This window comes from Streptomyces sp. NPDC047869 (assembly GCF_040704065.1).
GTDB lineage: Bacteria > Actinomycetota > Actinomycetes > Streptomycetales > Streptomycetaceae > Streptomyces.
Genome location: NZ_JBEYRK010000016.1, coordinates 80444 through 96143 on the forward strand (window position 1 = coordinate 80444; position 15700 = coordinate 96143).

General features: G+C 71.6%; 15 protein-coding genes and 1 pseudogene. 10 read left to right on the forward strand and 6 right to left on the reverse strand.

From position 1 onward, the window contains the following. Positions 1–69 precede the first annotated feature (69 nt). From AB0924_RS21545 to thpD, 5 genes are all read left to right on the forward strand, one after another. Positions 70–1170, forward strand: coding sequence for an aminotransferase class V-fold PLP-dependent enzyme (locus AB0924_RS21545; protein ID WP_358931804.1), 1101 nt, complete (start codon positions 70–72; stop codon positions 1168–1170). A gap of 311 nt (positions 1171–1481) precedes the next feature. Further along, complete coding sequence (gene ectA, locus AB0924_RS21550) at positions 1482–2000, forward strand: diaminobutyrate acetyltransferase (RefSeq protein WP_358931802.1); 519 nt, start codon at positions 1482–1484, stop codon at positions 1998–2000. Positions 2001–2013: 13 nt separating this feature from the next. Continuing rightward, positions 2014–3285: a diaminobutyrate--2-oxoglutarate transaminase gene (gene ectB / locus AB0924_RS21555; RefSeq protein WP_358931800.1), complete on the forward strand. Its 1272-nt coding sequence runs from the start codon at positions 2014–2016 to the stop codon at positions 3283–3285. Between the two features lie 66 nt (positions 3286–3351). After that, a complete protein-coding gene (locus AB0924_RS21560) occupies positions 3352–3756 on the forward strand; it encodes an ectoine synthase (RefSeq protein WP_366912192.1) in 405 nt (134 codons plus the stop codon). Positions 3757–3761: 5 nt separating this feature from the next. Beyond that, positions 3762–4649 (forward strand): ectoine hydroxylase, encoded by an 888-nt coding sequence (thpD, locus tag AB0924_RS21565; protein ID WP_366912193.1) that lies wholly within the window; start codon positions 3762–3764, stop codon positions 4647–4649. Between the two features lie 74 nt (positions 4650–4723). On the opposite strand, the gene AB0924_RS21570 is transcribed toward thpD, so the two are convergent. The 5 genes from AB0924_RS21570 to AB0924_RS21590 form a co-directional block, all read right to left on the reverse strand. After that, a complete protein-coding gene (locus tag AB0924_RS21570) occupies positions 4724–5785 on the reverse strand; it encodes an aminotransferase class V-fold PLP-dependent enzyme (RefSeq protein WP_366912194.1) in 1062 nt (353 codons plus the stop codon). 97 nt (positions 5786–5882) lie between these two features. After that, positions 5883–6599 carry a DsbA family oxidoreductase gene (locus AB0924_RS21575; protein WP_366912195.1) on the reverse strand — a complete coding sequence of 239 codons (717 nt, stop codon included), beginning with the start codon at positions 6597–6599 and terminating at the stop codon, positions 5883–5885. Between the two features lie 77 nt (positions 6600–6676). Further along, positions 6677–7180 (reverse strand): GNAT family N-acetyltransferase, encoded by a 504-nt coding sequence (locus AB0924_RS21580; RefSeq protein ID WP_366912196.1) that lies wholly within the window; start codon positions 7178–7180, stop codon positions 6677–6679. A gap of 60 nt (positions 7181–7240) precedes the next feature. Next, positions 7241–7849, reverse strand: a complete 609-nt coding sequence (locus tag AB0924_RS21585; RefSeq protein ID WP_358931787.1) for a DUF1349 domain-containing protein — start codon at positions 7847–7849, stop codon at positions 7241–7243. Positions 7850–7894: 45 nt separating this feature from the next. Then, entirely contained in the window at positions 7895–9424 is a 1530-nt protein-coding gene (locus tag AB0924_RS21590; protein ID WP_358931785.1) for an aldehyde dehydrogenase (NADP(+)), read from the reverse strand. A gap of 130 nt (positions 9425–9554) precedes the next feature. Between AB0924_RS21590 and AB0924_RS21595 the strand changes: the two genes are divergently transcribed. The 4 genes from AB0924_RS21595 (at position 9555) to AB0924_RS21610 (ending at position 13879) form a co-directional block, all read left to right on the forward strand. After that, positions 9555–10325 (forward strand): IclR family transcriptional regulator, encoded by a 771-nt coding sequence (locus AB0924_RS21595; RefSeq protein ID WP_359554648.1) that lies wholly within the window; start codon positions 9555–9557, stop codon positions 10323–10325. Positions 10326–10415: 90 nt separating this feature from the next. Next, positions 10416–11693 (forward strand): histidine kinase, encoded by a 1278-nt coding sequence (locus AB0924_RS21600; RefSeq protein ID WP_366912197.1) that lies wholly within the window; start codon positions 10416–10418, stop codon positions 11691–11693. A 17-nt stretch (positions 11694–11710) separates the two neighbouring features. Continuing rightward, entirely contained in the window at positions 11711–12370 is a 660-nt protein-coding gene (locus tag AB0924_RS21605; protein ID WP_358931966.1) for a response regulator transcription factor, read from the forward strand. 54 nt (positions 12371–12424) lie between these two features. Next, positions 12425–13879, forward strand: coding sequence for a penicillin-binding transpeptidase domain-containing protein (locus AB0924_RS21610; RefSeq protein ID WP_366912198.1), 1455 nt, complete (start codon positions 12425–12427; stop codon positions 13877–13879). A 40-nt stretch (positions 13880–13919) separates the two neighbouring features. Here AB0924_RS21610 and AB0924_RS21615 read toward each other — a convergent pair whose 3' ends face one another. After that, positions 13920–15371, reverse strand: coding sequence for an NCS2 family permease (locus tag AB0924_RS21615; RefSeq protein WP_366912199.1), 1452 nt, complete (start codon positions 15369–15371; stop codon positions 13920–13922). A 139-nt stretch (positions 15372–15510) separates the two neighbouring features. Here AB0924_RS21615 and AB0924_RS21620 point away from each other — a divergent pair. After that, positions 15511–15693, forward strand: a pseudogene (locus AB0924_RS21620) (pectate lyase); the annotation flags it as partial. Between the last annotated feature and the right edge of the window lie 7 nt (positions 15694–15700).

Genomic DNA, 15700 nt, shown 5'->3' on the forward strand with positions numbered 1-15700 from the left:
AGCGTTACCCTCGTTCCCGGCGGCCTCCGGCCGGCCCCCTGGACCCTCGTGAGCGAAGAGAGCAGCGCCGTGACCCACCCCCTCCTCGATCTGCCCCCGCTGAGCGCCGAACGGTTCGCCGCCATCGAGGACCGGGTGGCCCGGCTGCTGGACACCCGGCAGGACGTGCTGATCACCCAGGGCGAGGCGCTGCTGCCGCTGGAGGGCGCGATCCGCGGGGCGGCCGGGCCCGGCACGACGGCACTGAACGTGATCACGGGGCCGTACGGGCAGACCTTCGGCAACTGGCTGCGGGACTGCGGGGCCACGGTGCACGACGTCGACGTGCCCTTCCACACGGCGGTGACCGCCGAGCGGATCCGCGAGGCGTTCGCCCGGCATCCGGAGATCGACTTCGTGTCGCTGGTCCACGCGGAGGCGGCGACGGGCAACACCAACCCGGCAGCGGAGATCGGCGAGGTGGTGCGCGAGCACGGCGCGCTGTTCTACCTGGACGCGGTCGCCTCGGTCGGCGCGGAGCCGGTGCTGCCGGACGCGTGGGGTGTGGACCTGTGCGTGATCGGGGCCCAGAAGGCGATGGGCGGACCGGCCGGGGTGTCGGCGATCTCGGTGAGCGAGCGGGCGTGGGCGCGCATGGCGGCCAACCCGGACGCCCCGCGCCGCTCGTACCTCTCCCTGCTGGACTGGAAGGACCGCTGGATCGACGGCGGCCGCAAGGCGCTGCTGCACGCTCCCGCCCAGCTGGAGATGCTGGCGCTGGAGGCGTGTCTGGAACGGATCGAGTCGGCGGGCCTCGACGCGGTGATGGCGCGGCACGCCGCGGCCGCGCGGGCCACCCGGGCGGGCGCGGTGGCCCTGGGCGGCGGCCTGGAGCCGTACGTGTACGAGGCGAAGGACGCGGCGCCGGTGGCCACCACCCTGCGGGCGCCGTCCGGGACGGTGGCGTCTGAGCTGGTGGCGCACGCGCTGGGGAACGACGCGGGACTGCCGCTGGCCGCCGGCGGGGGCGCCCTGGCCAAGGAGATGATCCGGGTGAACCACTACGGGCCGGACGCCACGCCGGACGCCGTGCACGCCTGTCTCGCGGCGCTGGGCGCGGCGCTCGCCGAGCACGGGATGACGGTGGACGTGACGGCGGCCCGCCGGGCGGCCGACGAAGCCTGGCGGTGACCACAGAAGTCCGCGAAACGACGGCCCGCACACACCGTGCGGGCCGTTTTCATTGCCCGAGTGGGAATTCAAATCACTTTCACAATTCCCGCGAATTCACCCATCGATAGCTTCCCGTCTTCTTCTGCCCGCTTTTTGCGAAGCTAAACGGGGAGGTTTTCCGGCAAGTTTCATGCATGTGACACACTCCACAAGCGAGGTCTTTTGTCCTATTTTGATGTGGGTCAAACCCGACATTTAACTACCCTGAACACGACTCCCGGCGCCCCTGCCCGTGCATTCTTCAATTTGTCTCGCTAAATTCCTTCCGCATGACTGCCGCACCAGCAGACCTGCTGATCGACCGACCGGCGGTGACCGACGGAGCCTCGCTCTGGCGGCTCGCCAAGGAATCGAAAACCCTCGACCTGAACTCCTCGTACAGCTATCTGCTGTGGTGCCGGGACTTCGCGGCCACCTCGGCGGTGGCCCGCGACGCGGACGGCGAGCCCGTCGGTTTCGTCACCGGGTACGTGCGGCCGGACGACCCCCGCACCCTGCTCGTCTGGCAGGTGGCCGTGGACTCCGCCTACCGCGGCCACGGCATCGCCGCCGCGCTGCTCGACGGGCTGACCGCCCGGCTCGCCGAAGAGCGCGGGATCACCGGCATCGAGACCACCATCACCCCGGGGAACACCGCCTCCGAGCGGCTGTTCACCTCGTTCGCGGCCCGGCACGGCGCGGACGTCACCCGCGAGGTGCTGTTCCAGGCCGGCCTTTTCCCGGACGGCCCGCACGACCCCGAAGTCCTGTACCGCATCGGCCCTCTGGCCCCCACCACCGCGCACTGAGGAGCGATTCACCGTGACGATCACCCAGCCCGACCTGAGCGTCTTCGAGACCCTCGAGTCCGAGGTTCGCAGCTACTGCCGCGGCTGGCCCACCGTGTTCGACCGTGCGCAGGGCAGCCGGATGTACGACGAGGACGGCCACGCGTATCTCGACTTCTTCGCCGGGGCCGGCTCACTCAACTACGGGCACAACAACCCGGTACTCAAACGGGCGCTCATCGACTACCTGTCCCGGGACGGCGTCACCCACGGCCTGGACATGTCGACCACCGCCAAGCGGAACTTCCTGCAGACCTTCGAGAACCTGGTGCTGCGCCCGCGCGACCTGCCGTACAAGGTCATGTTCCCGGGCCCGACGGGCACCAACGCCGTCGAGTCGGCGCTGAAGCTCGCCCGCAAGGTGAAGGGCCGGGAGGCGATCGTGTCCTTCACGAACGCCTTCCACGGCATGTCCCTGGGGTCCCTCGCGGTCACCGGCAACGCCTTCAAGCGGGCCGGCGCGGGCATCCCGCTGGTGCACGGCACCCCCATGCCGTTCGACAACTACTTCGACGGCCAGGTCCCCGACTTCCTGTGGTTCGAGCGGCTGCTCGAGGACCAGGGGTCCGGCCTCAACAAGCCGGCCGCCGTGATCGTGGAGACGGTCCAGGGCGAGGGCGGCATCAACGTCGCGCGCCCGGAGTGGCTGCGCGCGCTGGCCGAGCTGTGCGAGCGCCAGGACATGCTGCTCATAGTCGACGACATCCAGATGGGCTGCGGCCGCACGGGCGCCTTCTTCTCCTTCGAGGAGGCGGGGGTCACGCCCGACATCGTCACCGTGTCGAAGTCGATCAGCGGTTACGGCCTGCCGATGTCGCTGTGCCTGTTCAAGCCCGAGCTGGACGTCTGGGAGCCGGGCGAGCACAACGGCACCTTCCGCGGCAACAACCCCGCGTTCGTCACCGCCACCGCGGCCCTCGAGACGTACTGGACCGACGGCTCCGCCATGGAGAAGCAGACCCGCACCCGCGGCGAGCAGCTCGAGCAGGCGCTGATCTCCATCACCGAGGAGAACCTCGCCGACGTGAAGGAGTACCGCGGCCGCGGCCTGGTGTGGGGCCTGGAGTTCCGCGACAAGGAGCGCGCCTCACGGGTCGCCCGGCGCGCCTTCGAACTGGGACTGCTCATCGAGACGTCGGGGCCGGAGGGCGAGGTCGTCAAGCTGCTGCCCGCGCTCACCATCACCCCCGAGGAGCTGGAAGAGGGTCTCAGCATCCTCTCCCGCTCGGTCCGCGAGACCGCCTGACCCGCTCCGTACGGCCCACCGGCCGCACGCACAGCACACCGTACGACCAGGAGGAAGTTCAGCACCGTGATCGTCCGATCGTTCAAGGACATCGAAGGCACCGACCGGCACATCAAGTCCGCGTCCGGCACGTGGGAGAGCAAGCGGATCGTCCTCGCCAAGGAGCGGGTCGGCTTCTCCGTGCACGAGACCATCCTGTACGCCGGCACCGAGACGCACATGTGGTACGCCAACCACATCGAGGCCGTCGTCTGCACCAAGGGCGAGGCCGAGCTCACCGACCGCGAGACCGGGAAGACGTACACCATCACTCCCGGCACCACGTACCTCCTGAACGGGCACGAGCGGCACACGCTGCGTGTCAAGGAGGACTTCCACTGCATCTGCGTGTTCAACCCGCCCGTGACCGGACGGGAGGACCACGACGAGAACGGCGTATACCCGCTGCTCACCGAGCCCGAGGAGGTGTGACACCCATGACCGCTGTCACCGACCTGTATCCCAGCCGCGGCACCAGTGAGGTGGCCGTGCCCCGTCAGGACCCGGTGGTCTGGGGCTCCCCCGACACACCCGGCCCGATCCCGACGGCCGATCTGCAGGCGTTCGAGCGCGACGGCTTCCTCGCGGTCGACCAGCTGATCACCCCGGACGAGGTCGAGGTCTACCGGGGCGAGCTGGACCGGCTGGTCGCCGACCCGGCGATCCGGGCCGACGAGCGCTCGATCGTCGAGCCGCAGTCGAAGGAGATCCGCTCGGTCTTCGAAGTGCACCGGATCAGCGAGGTGTTCGCGAGGCTCGTGCGCGACGAGCGGGTGGTCGGCCGGGCCCGGCAGATCCTCGGTTCGGACGTGTACGTCCACCAGTCGCGGATCAACGTCAAGCCGGGCTTCGGCGCGAGCGGCTTCTACTGGCACTCGGACTTCGAGACCTGGCACGCCGAGGACGGCCTGCCGAACATGCGCACGGTGTCCGTCTCGATCGCGCTGACCGAGAATCACGACACCAACGGCGGGCTCATGATCATGCCGGGCTCGCACCGCACGTTCCTGGGCTGCGCGGGGGCCACGCCCAAGGACAACTACAAGAAGTCGCTGCAGATGCAGGACGCGGGCACCCCGTCCGACGAGGCGCTGACGAAGCTGGCCGCCGAGCACGGCATCCGGCTGTTCACCGGCAAGGCCGGCTCGGCGACCTGGTTCGACTGCAACTGCATGCACGGCTCCGGCGACAACATCACGCCGTTCCCGCGCAGCAACGTCTTCATCGTCTTCAACAGCGTGGAGAACAAGGCGGTGGAGCCGTTCGCGGCACCGGTGCGCAGGCCGGAATTCATTGGGGCGCGGGACTTCACTCCGGTGAAGTAGGCGCAGGCAGCACCCCCGACCACCGGGCCGGGGCCTCCTCGTGTGGGACGGGAGGCCCCGGCCCGGTCGTGCTGTCAGCCGGACAGCGCGTCCAGCAGACGGTCCACGTCCGCCGGCGTGTTGTAGAGGTGGAAGGCCGCGCGCAGACGGCCCGCGCGGTCGGACACCACGATGCCCGCCTCCCCCAGCCCGGGCTGGCGGTCACCGAGCCCCGGCACCGAGACGATGGCCGAGCCGGGCGCGGGCACCGGCTCGTGGCCGAGGCCGGCGAGCCCGGCCCGGAACCGGTCGGCGAGCCCCACGGCGTGCGCGTGCACGGCGGGCAGCCCGATCTCCTCGATCAGCTCAAGGGAGCGGCGCAGCCCGGCGTAGGTGAACAGGGCATGACTGAGGTCGAACTGCCGTGCGGAGTGCGCGAGTTCCCCGACCGGGCCGTAGCAGCTGTCCCACGGCCGCTCCCCCGCGACCCAGCCCGCCAGCACCGGGCTCAGCCCGCCGAAGTCCTCCGGGACCACCAGGAACGCCGCGCCGTGCGGGCCGAGGAGCCACTTGAAGGAGACCGCGGCGCTGAAGTCGAAGGCATCCGCGTCCACCGGGAGCCAGCCGGCGGACTGGGAGTGGTCGACGTAGGTGCGCGCGCCGTGCTCGCGGGCGGCCTCGCGCACGGCGGCCAGGTCGGCGATCCGTCCGTCGGCGGACTGGACCGCGCTGAGCGCGACGAGCGCGGTGCCCGGGCGGACGGACTCGGCGATCCGCTCCAGCGGGACCGCGCGGACCTTGAGGTCGCCGCGGACGTGAAAGGGGTTCACCACGGAGGTGAAGTCGTCCTCGACGGTGAGGACTTCGGCGCCCGCGGGGAGCGAGGCGGCGATCACCCCGGTGTGCGCGGCGACCGAGACGCCGGCCGCGACACGGGCGGCCGGAACGCCGGCGAGCCGGGCGTAGGCGGCCCGGCAGGCCTCGACGTCCTCGTACAGCGGCAGCAGCGGCAGGCCCTCGGCCCGCAGCAGCGCCGCCTCGTGCAGGGCGGTGACGGTACGGGCGGGCAGCAGGCCGTTGCTGGCCGTGTTGAGGTAGCTGGTCCTGGGGGCGAACTCGGCGCGGACGAGGCTCTCGAACGTCTCCGTGGTCTCCATGGCTCCACTCTGCGGCCCGATGAAGTGCCAGTCCATCGCGTATTTCTACGCGGATCCTCTCAGCGACCCTTATACGTCCGCGCCGACCTGTGGTTTCTCAGTACTGGGGCACCGCGCACCCGTCCGGGCCACAGGCCTCGGCGGTGCCCTGGCCGACCGGCTTCAGCGGGGAGCGCTCGCCCCAGGCCTGGGTCAGCGCCTGGGTGAAGACCTCGGCGGGCTGGGCGCCGGAGACGCCGTACGCGCGGTCGAGGACGAAGAAGGGCACGCCGGTGGCGCCGAGCTCGGCGGCCTCGCGCTCGTCGGCGCGGACCTCGTCGGCGTGGGCGGCGGGGTCGGCGAGAACCGCCCGGGCCGCCTCGGCGTCCAGGCCGGCCTCGGCGGCCAGCTCCACCAGCCGCTCGTCGCCCTCGGCGTACACCGACCGCTCCTCGGCGAAGTTGGCCCGGTAGAGGATCTGCAGCAGCTCGTCCTGCTTCCCCCGGCCCTTGGCGAAGTGCAGCAGGCGGTGCATGTCGAAGGTGCTGCCGTGGTCGCGGCCTCGGGTGCGGTAGTCCAGTCCCTCGGCGGCGGCCTGGGCGCCCAGGTTGTCCTCGCCCGCCTGGGCCTGCGCCTCGCTCATGCCGTACTTCCGGGTGAGCATGGTGAGCACCGGCTGGACGTCTCCCTTGGCACGGCCGGGGTCCAGCTCGAAGGAGCGGTGCACCACCTCGACGTCGTCGCGGTGCGGGAAGGCCGCGAGCGCCTTCTCGAAGCGGGCCTTTCCGACGTAGCACCAGGGACAGGCGATGTCGCTCCAGATTTCGACGCGCATGCTCTCGGCTCTTCTCCAGCTCGTACGGCGGCGGAGGCGGTCTCCGCGCGCGTACGTGAACGTTCAAGCAGCGGGGTTCATTCCCCGGGGACCGTGAACACCAGGTTGAGGTGGAGATGGCCGTCGTCCGGGTGCTCGGGGTCCGGGACCCAGCCCTGGCGGGCGTAGAAGGCCTGGGCACGGAGGTTGTCGACGTGCACCTCGAGCGCGGCCGTCCGGGTGCCGTCGGCCCGCCACTGCTCCACGCAGGCGGCGTGCAGGGCGGTGCCGATGCCCTCCCGCCAGTGGCCGGGGGCGACGTGGAACTGGAACAGCTTCACCGCCCCGGCGGGCGAGCCCTCCGGGGCACGGAAGGAGGCCAGGCCCACCAAACGGGCGTCGCGCACCGCGCACAGCACGTGGCCGTCGGGCCGTTCGATGGCCTGGCGCCACCGTTCCGTCCAGTCGACGTCCGGGTCCGGAAGGCCGTCAGGGTAGTACGTGGACCGGGCCCGCACCATCACATCGGCGACGGCCTCGGCCTCCGCGGGCAGGGCGGTCCTGATCATCAGTGACCGGGGGGTCCGGCGTGCGTCGATCATGCACCTGTAGACGTGCCGGGGCGCGGCTCCGGTTCCCCAGGGGCGCCCCGGCCGTCGTGCTCAGCCGCCGTCGCGCAGGTCGTCCGGCCAGCCGGCCCGGAACTCCAGGTGGTCGTAGGTCACCACACAGCCCTCGCCCAGCGGCGACTGGGTCATGAAGCCGACCAGCGCCGCGCCGGACTCCTTCTCCTCGCCCAGGGTGAAGAGCCGGACGAAGGTCCAGTGCCGGCCGTCCCGGGAGGCGTGGAAGGCGAAGGCGCGGCCGGTCCGGCTGATCCGCAGCCACGCCGAACTTCCTTCTACAGTGAAGGAGTTGGCGTCGTCGGAGTGCCCCCGGGTGACCACCGTGCAGACGGTGGGCACGTCCGGGGAGTACTCCAGACAGAGCTTGGCCCAGGCGCGGTCGCCGACGTGGACGTACAGGACCCCGGCGTCGAAGGAGGCGCCGAACCCCACAGTGACCCTGGCTATGAGCTGGAAGTCCCCCTCGGGCGCCCCGAGCAGCCGGGGCGCGTCGGCGGCGGGGTCGAGGGCCTCGCCGGTGGGCGGCACGAACCGGTCCTGCCGGGGTCCGGCCCAGCCGGTGAGCACGCCGCCCTCGTAGGACCAGTTGCCGTCAGGCCCGTAGGTCCGCAGGGAGAAGGGCAGTTCGGGGAGTTCTACGTCCATCGCGCGAGTGTCCCAGGTTCCTTGTCCGGCGTCCGGCTGATCCGCTCAGCGCTCCAGCCGGCCGTTGAACCGGCGGGGCAGCCCGAGCGGGTTGTCGTCGCGCAGCTCCCAGGGCAGCAGGGCCTCGGGCGCGTTCTGGTAGGCGACCGGCCGCAGCCAGCGCTCGATGGCGGTGCCGCCCACGGAGGTGGAGGTGGAGGTGGTCGCGGGGTACGGGCCGCCGTGGTGCTGGGCCGGCGCCACCGCCACCCCGGTCGGCCAGGCGTCGACCAGCACGCGCCCGGCCAGCGGCGTCAGTTCGGCCAGGATCTCCGCGCCGCGCCCCTCGCCGGCGGCCTCCCCGGCCGACAGGTGGACCGTGGCCGTGAGGTTGCCCGGCAGCCGCGACAGCACCGCCGTGGCCTCGGCGTCGTCGGCGTAGCGGACCACCACCGTCACCGGCCCGAAGCACTCCTCCAGCAGCAGGTCGTACGCCCCCTCGGCGGTCAGACCGCTCGCCGGGACGGTCAGGAAGCCCGCGCTCACCGTGTGCTCGCCGCGCGCGCCCGGCATGACCGGCGTCTCCACTCCCGGCAGCTGGGCGCGTTCGGCGACACCCGCGATGAAGTTGTCGCGCATCCGGTGGTCGAGCAGCACCCCGGCGGCGGTGTCGCCGACGGCGTCGGCCAGCGACTTCAGCAGCGTGTCGCCGGCGTCGCCGGACGGCACCAGCACCAGGCCCGGCTTGACGCAGAACTGGCCGACGCCGAGGGTCATGGACCCGGCGAGCCCGGAGCCGATCGCCTCGGCGCGCTCGGCCGCGGCCTCCTCGGTGACCAGGACGGGGTTCAGCGAGCCCAGCTCACCGTGGAACGGGATCGGCACCGCGCGCGCGGCCGCCGCGTCGAACAGGGCGCGCCCGCCGCGCACCGAACCGGTGAAGCCCGCCGCGGCGACCAGCGGGTGGCCGATCAGCTCGACGCCCGCCTCGAAGCCGTGCACGAGGCCGACGACGCCCTCGGGGATGCCGTGTTCGGCGGCGGCACGGCGCAGCACCCCGGCGACCAGCTCGGACAGGGCCGGGTGGTCGGGGTGGGCCTTGACCACCACCGGGCAGCCCGCGGCCAGGGCGCTGGCGGTGTCGCCGCCGGCCACGGAGAAGGCGAAGGGGAAGTTGGAGGCGGAGTAGACGGCCACCACCCCCAGCGGCACCTTGTACCGGCGCAGGTCCGGGACCGGCGGGGTGGCGGTGTCGTCGGGGTGGTCGACGATCACGTCCAGGAAGGCGCCCTCGTCGACGATGTCGGCGAAGGCCCGCAACTGGTACACGGTCCGGGCGAGTTCGCCGGTGAGGCGGACCGGTCCGAGGGCGGTCTCGGCGTCGGCGGTCTCGATCAGGCCGTCCGCGGCCGCGTCCAGGCCGGCGGCGGCCGAGCGGAGGAAGGCCGAGCGCACGGCGCGGTCGGCGAGGGCGCCGCGCGCGGCCCGCGCCGCCCGGACGGCCGCGTCCACCTCCTGGGCTGTGGCCTCCACCGCAACCTGTTCACGCTGCTTCCCGGTGCGCGGGTCGACACTCCAGACTGGTGCTGCTGCCACCGCGGGTCCCTCCAAGTAAGGCCGCATTCGCTGGGTAACCATCAGCCGCGTTCGATATACTGAACGCTGTCTCTGATGATGAATATGCTGCTCGGAGACTATTTCCCGTCGAATGAAGGGGTCAAGGGCGATGTCGGCAGGCGAGACGGGCGGGGCCCAGGTCAAGTCCGCGGTGCGGACCGTTGAATTGCTCGAGTACTTCGCCGGCAAGCCCGGCATGCACTCCCTCGCGGCCGTGCAGGAGGCCGTGGGCTACCCCAAGTCCAGCCTGTACATGCTGCTGCGCACGCTCGTGGAGCTGGGCTGGGTGGAGACGGACGCCACGGGGACGCGGTACGGCATCGGGGTGCGGGCGCTGCTGGTCGGTACCTCCTACATCGACGGCGACGAGGTGGTGGCGTCCGCCCGGCCGACCCTCGACCGCCTCTCCGACGACACCACGGAGACCATCCACCTGGCCCGGCTCGACGGCACGAACGTGGTGTACCTGGCCACCCGGCAGTCGCAGCACTACCTGCGCCCGTTCACCCGGGTCGGCCGGCGGCTGCCCGCCCACTCCACCTCCCTCGGCAAGGCGCTGCTCGCCACCCACACCGACGAGCAGGTGCGCAAGCTGCTGCCGGAGACCCTGCCCGCGCTCACCGAGCACACCATCACCGACCGCGAGAAGCTGATCGAGGAACTGCACCAGATCCGCGAGCAGGGCTTCGCCGTCGACCGCGAGGAGAACACGCTGGGGCTGCGCTGCTTCGGCGTGGCGATCCCCTACCGCACACCCGCCCGGGACGCCATCAGCTGCTCGGTGCCGGTGGCGCGGCTGACCCCCGCCCACGAACAGATGATCAAGGACGCGCTGTTCGACGCACGGGACCGGCTGACGCTGGCGACGCGGCGGCTGTAGTCGCGGGCGGGGTGGTCTCCCCCGTCCGGTGGACCGGGATCATCACCGCGCATGAGGTGCGACACCGGTGCGGTACGGGAGAGTCGGTCCATGCCGACCTCCCCCTCCCCCGCTCCGGCCCCGCCGGGACGGGCGACGGCGTTCCTGTTCGGCGGGCGGGCGCGGCGGCGCTGGATCCATCTGGTGCTGGGCGGCGCGCTCGCCGTTCCCTATGTCCTCGTCGGCTCGGTGATCCTCGGTCCGCTCACCGGCGCGGACGACGTCCTCGGCGACTTCTACCTGCAACTCGGGGCGTTCGCCGTGGGGTTGCCCATCGCCGCGGTCACCTCGCTGTTCCCGCCGACCCGGCCACTGGAGTCGGGCGCGGTGCGCGCGCTGTGCGGCGTGGAGGCGGGTGCCCTCGCCGACGGTCCGGCCCGCACCCGGGCGGAACGGGGCCGTACGGCGCTCTGGTTCACGCTGCATCTGGGGCTGGGCGGGATCGTCTCCGGGATGTCGCTGGCCCTGCCGCCGTTCGCGGCCGCCCTCGTCGTGCTGCCCCTGGTGGCCCCGCTGTGGGGCAGCCCACTGGACCTGCCCGGAGTCCTGGACCACCCGTGGGCGCGAGTGCTGTGTCCGGTGGCCGGTCTCGCCATGCTGGCCGCCCTCGCCGCCTGCGCGGCGGCCGCCGGGGCCCTGCTCGCCCGCTGCGCGCCCGCCCTGCTCGGGCCCACCCCCGAGGACCGGCTCGCCGCGGCCGAGGCCCGCGCCGCCGACCTCGCCGTGCGCAACCGGCTCGCGCGCGAACTGCACGACTCGGTCGGCCACGCGCTGAGCGCCGTCACTTTGCAGGCGGGCGCCGCCCGCCGCGTCCTGGACAGCGACCCGGAGTTCGTCCGCGAGGCGCTGGCCGCCATCGAGGAGACCACCCGGCGCACGGTCGGTGAACTCGACGCGGTGCTGGGCGTCCTGCGGGACGGCGACGCCCCCGGCACCGCGCCCGCGCCGACCCTCGCCACCGACCTGGACGGGCTGCTGCGCCGGACCCGGGCGGCCGGACAGGTGGTGACGGCCACCGTCGGCACCGATCCCGCCGCCCTGCCCCCGCTGGTCTCCCGGGAGGCGTACCGGATCGTGCAGGAGGGCCTGAGCAACGCCCTCAGACACGCCGGCGAACCGGTCACGCTCCGCATCACCACCACCGGCGGCCGGCTGGAGATCACCATGGAGAACCCGCTCGGCGCCGGCCCCGCGGCCCGCCCCGGCGGCGGCCACGGTCTGCGCGGCGTCGCCGACCGGGTGCGGCTGCTGGGCGGCACGGCGCGGGCCGGGGCGGCCGGGGGCACCTGGCGCCTGCACGTCCGGCTGCCCGTGCGGGAACACGCGTGAGCGACGAAGGGACCGTCATGACCCAGCCCGCGATCCGGGTCGTCATCGCCGACGACGAGCGCATGGTGCGCACCGCGCTGCGCGCCATCCTCTCCGCCGAGCCCGGCATCGAGGTGGTGGGCGAGGCGGCGACCGGCGCCGAGGCCGTGTCCGTCGTCCGGGAGCTGCGCCCCGACGTGGTCCTCATGGACGTCCGCATGCCGGAGACCGACGGCATCCGGGCCACCGAGCAGATCCTCGCCGGTCTCGACGGGCCGCCCCGGATCGTGGTCGTGACCACCTTCGAGAACGACTCCTACGTGTACGAGGCGCTGTGCGCCGGGGCCGCCGGGTTCCTGCTGAAACGGGCCGACGCCGAGACGCTGGTCCAGACGGTGCGGCTGGTCGCGCGCACCGACAGCCTGCTGTTCCCGTCGGCCCTGCGGTCCCTCGCGGCCGCGCACGCGCGGCGGGCGTCCGCTCCCCCGGCCTGGGTGAGCGGACTCACCGGACGCGAGAGCGAGACGCTGCGGCTCCTGGCCGCCGGGCTCACCAACGCCGAGCTGGCCCGGCGGCTGGGCGTCGGCCCCGCCACCGTGAAGTCGCACGTCGCGGCGGTGCTGGCCAAGACCGGCACCCGGGACCGGACCCAGGCGGTGATCGCCGCGTACGAGGCCGGCTTTCTGAACGCGGGATGAGAAAATCGGGCGTACGGGAACGATTGCCCCGCCCCGGTCGTCATCACGGGCGGGATGAACAAGACGATCAGGCGGGCGTCCGTCTTCACACTGCTGCTCGTGCTCGCCCTGCTGGTCAGGGCGACCTGGGTGCAGTACTACGACGGCACGGCCCTCGCGGACGACCAGGCAAACCGGCGGAACGCCATCCATACGTACGCGCAGCCACTGGGGAACATCATCGTGGCGGGCAGCCCCGTCACCGGCTCGGCGCGGACGAAGGGCGGCGACCTCGCGTACAAGCGGACCTACAAGGACGGGAGACTGTACGCGGCGGTGACGGGCTACGCCTCGCAGGCGTACGCCCCGACCCAGTTGGAGGGCATCTACCAGGACCTGCTGAACGGCACGGACAGCAAGCTGAAGACCGTGCTGGACACGGTGACCGGCAAGCGCGCCGATCCGGGCAACGTGCTGACGACGATCGACCCCGCCGTGCAGAAGGCGGCGTACCGGGCACTCGGCGGCAACAAGGGCGCCGCGGTCGCCCTCGACCCGAAGACCGGGAAGATCCTGGCCGTGGTGTCGACGCCGTCGTACGACCCCACGCGGCTCACCGACGCCAACACCGCCGGGGCCGCCTGGAAGTCGCTCACCACGGACAAGGACAAACCGCTCACCAACCGCGCGCTGCGCCAGCCGCTGCCGCCGGGCTCGACGTTCAAACTGGTCGTGGCGGCCGCCGCGCTGGAGAACGGGCTCTACGAGAACGTGGACGACCCGACCGACAGCCCCGATCCGTACACCCTGCGGGGCACCAGCCGGGTCCTGGCCAACGAGAACAAGTCGGCCCCCTGCGAGAACGCCTCGATCCGGGTCGCGCTCCGCTACTCCTGCAACAACGTCTTCGGCAAGATGGCCGTTGACCTCGGCCAGGACAAGGTGCGGGCCATGGCTGAGAAGTTCGGCTTCAACGACAAGGAGCAGGACGTCCCGGTGCGGGCGTACTCCAGCGTCTACCCCTCCGGCATGGACGCGGCGCAGACCGCCCTGTCCGGCATCGGCCAGTTCGACGTCACCGCCACCCCGCTGCAGATGGCCATGGTGTCCGCGGTGATGGCGAACGGCGGCAAGCTCGTCTCGCCGCACATGGTGTCGCGGATCACCGACGGCAACGGCGATGTGCTGCGGGACTACGACGACGGCGCGGACAGCGAGGAGATCGTCTCCTCGGACACCGCCGCTCAGTTGCGCTCGGCGATGGAGACGGTGGTCCGGGACGGTACGGGCACGAACGCGCGGATCGACGGGGCGACGGTCGGCGGCAAGACCGGCACCGCCCAGCACGGTGAGAACAACAGCAAGACGCCGTACGCCTGGTTCACCTCCTACGGCAAGTCCGACAGCACCGGCAAGGAGGTCGCCGTCGCGGTGATGGTCGAGCAGTCGGACGCGGCCCGCTCGGAGGTCAGCGGCAACGGGCTCGCGGCGCCGGTGGCCAGGGCCATGATGCGGGCGGCGCTCAAGTAGCGGGACGAGGGGGCGGTCCGGCGGGACCGCCCCCTCCGCGTCACTTGACGCCCAGGGCCTGCTCCACCGGATCGATGGCGAAGTACACCAGGAACAGCGCCGAGACGCCCCACAGCAGCCAGTTGACCTCGCGGGCCTTGCCCAGGACGGTCTTGACGATCACGTAGGACAGGAAGCCGGCGCCGATGCCGTCGGTGATGGAGTAGGTGAACGGCATCGCGGCGATGGTGAGGAACGCCGGGATGGCGATCTCGTACCGGTCCCAGTCGATGTGCTTGACGTGGGTCATCATCAGGAAGCCCACCGCGATCAGCGCGGGCGCGGCGGCCTGCAGCGGGACGATGGTCAGCAGCGGGGTGAGGAAGAGCGCCAGCCCGAACAGGCCGCCGGTGACGAGGTTGGCGAAGCCGGTGCGGGCGCCCTCCCCGACGCCGGCCGCGGACTCGATGTAGGCGGTGTTGGAGGAGGCGGAGCCGACCCCGCCGGCGACGGCGGCGGCACCGTCGATGAACAGCACCCGGCCGATGCCGGGCACCTGCCCCCGGTCGTCGAGCAGTCCGGCCTCGGCGCTGATGCCGACGATGGTGCCCATGGCGTCGAAGAAGTCGGACAGGACGAGGGTGAAGACCAGCAGCACGGCGGTGAGCACACCCGCCTCCGCGAAGCCGCCGAACAGGCTGAAGTGACCCACGAGGCCGAAGTCCGGGGCGGCGACGATCTCGTCCGGGACCTTCGGTGTGGTCAGGCCCCAGCTCTTGATGTCGGCGACCGCGTCGATGACGATGGCGACGACCGTCATCGTGACGATGCTGATGAGGATCGCGCCCTTCACCTTCCGGGCGAGCAGCGCGATGGTCAGCAGCACGCCCAGACAGAAGACCAGTACGGGCCAGCCGGTCAGCCGGCCGACCGCGCCGAGCTGGACGGGCACGGTGCTGTGCGCGGCGTCCGGGATGCGGCTGACGAACCCGGCGTCCACGAAGCCGATGAAGGCGATGAACAGGCCGATGCCGACGCCGATGGCCTGCTTGAGCTGCTGCGGGATCGCGTTCATGATCGCTTCGCGCAGCCCGGTGAGCACCAGCAGGCAGATGACGGCGCCTTCGAGGACGACCAGGCCCATCGCGTCCGCCCAGCTCATCAGCGGGGCGAGCTGGAAGGCGACGACGGCGTTGAGGCCGAGACCCGCGGCGATGGCGAGCGGGAGGTTGCCCCCGACGCCCATGACGACCGTCATCACACAGGCCACCAGCGCGGTGGCGGTGACGAGTTGACCGGTGTCGAGGGTGTGGCCGAACTTGTCCTTGGCGCTGCCCAGGATGATGGGATTCAGGACAAGGATGTAGGCCATGGTGAAGAACGTGGCGAAGCCGCCGCGTATCTCCCGGCCGAAAGTGGATCCCCGTTCGGAGATTCTGAAGTACCGGTCGACGCCGTTGCCGACGGGCGGTGTGGTGCCGGGCCGTTGGTCCGCCTTCTGTGTCTCGGACATGGTCGTACTCCTCGTCGCCTGATCAAGGTGCGCGGATGCTGGCTGGATTGTTCCCCTGTTGAACCCGTTTCAGGTTTTCCTCGTGTTACGGAATCGGGGTTCGGCCCGTCAACTGCCGTCCGGCCCACCGCAGGGCATGGCCTCGGCCGTGTACACCGTGTACGGCGGCGGCGCCAGGAACGCCGACGACAAAGTCCTGCAGTTCAACGGCGCGGGCAAGCTCGTGGTGAGCAAGTTCCAGGTCGAGAACTTCGGCAAGCTGGTCCGCTCCTGTGGCAACTGCAAGACGCAGTACAAGCGCACGGTCGTCGTCAACGACAACCGGCCCC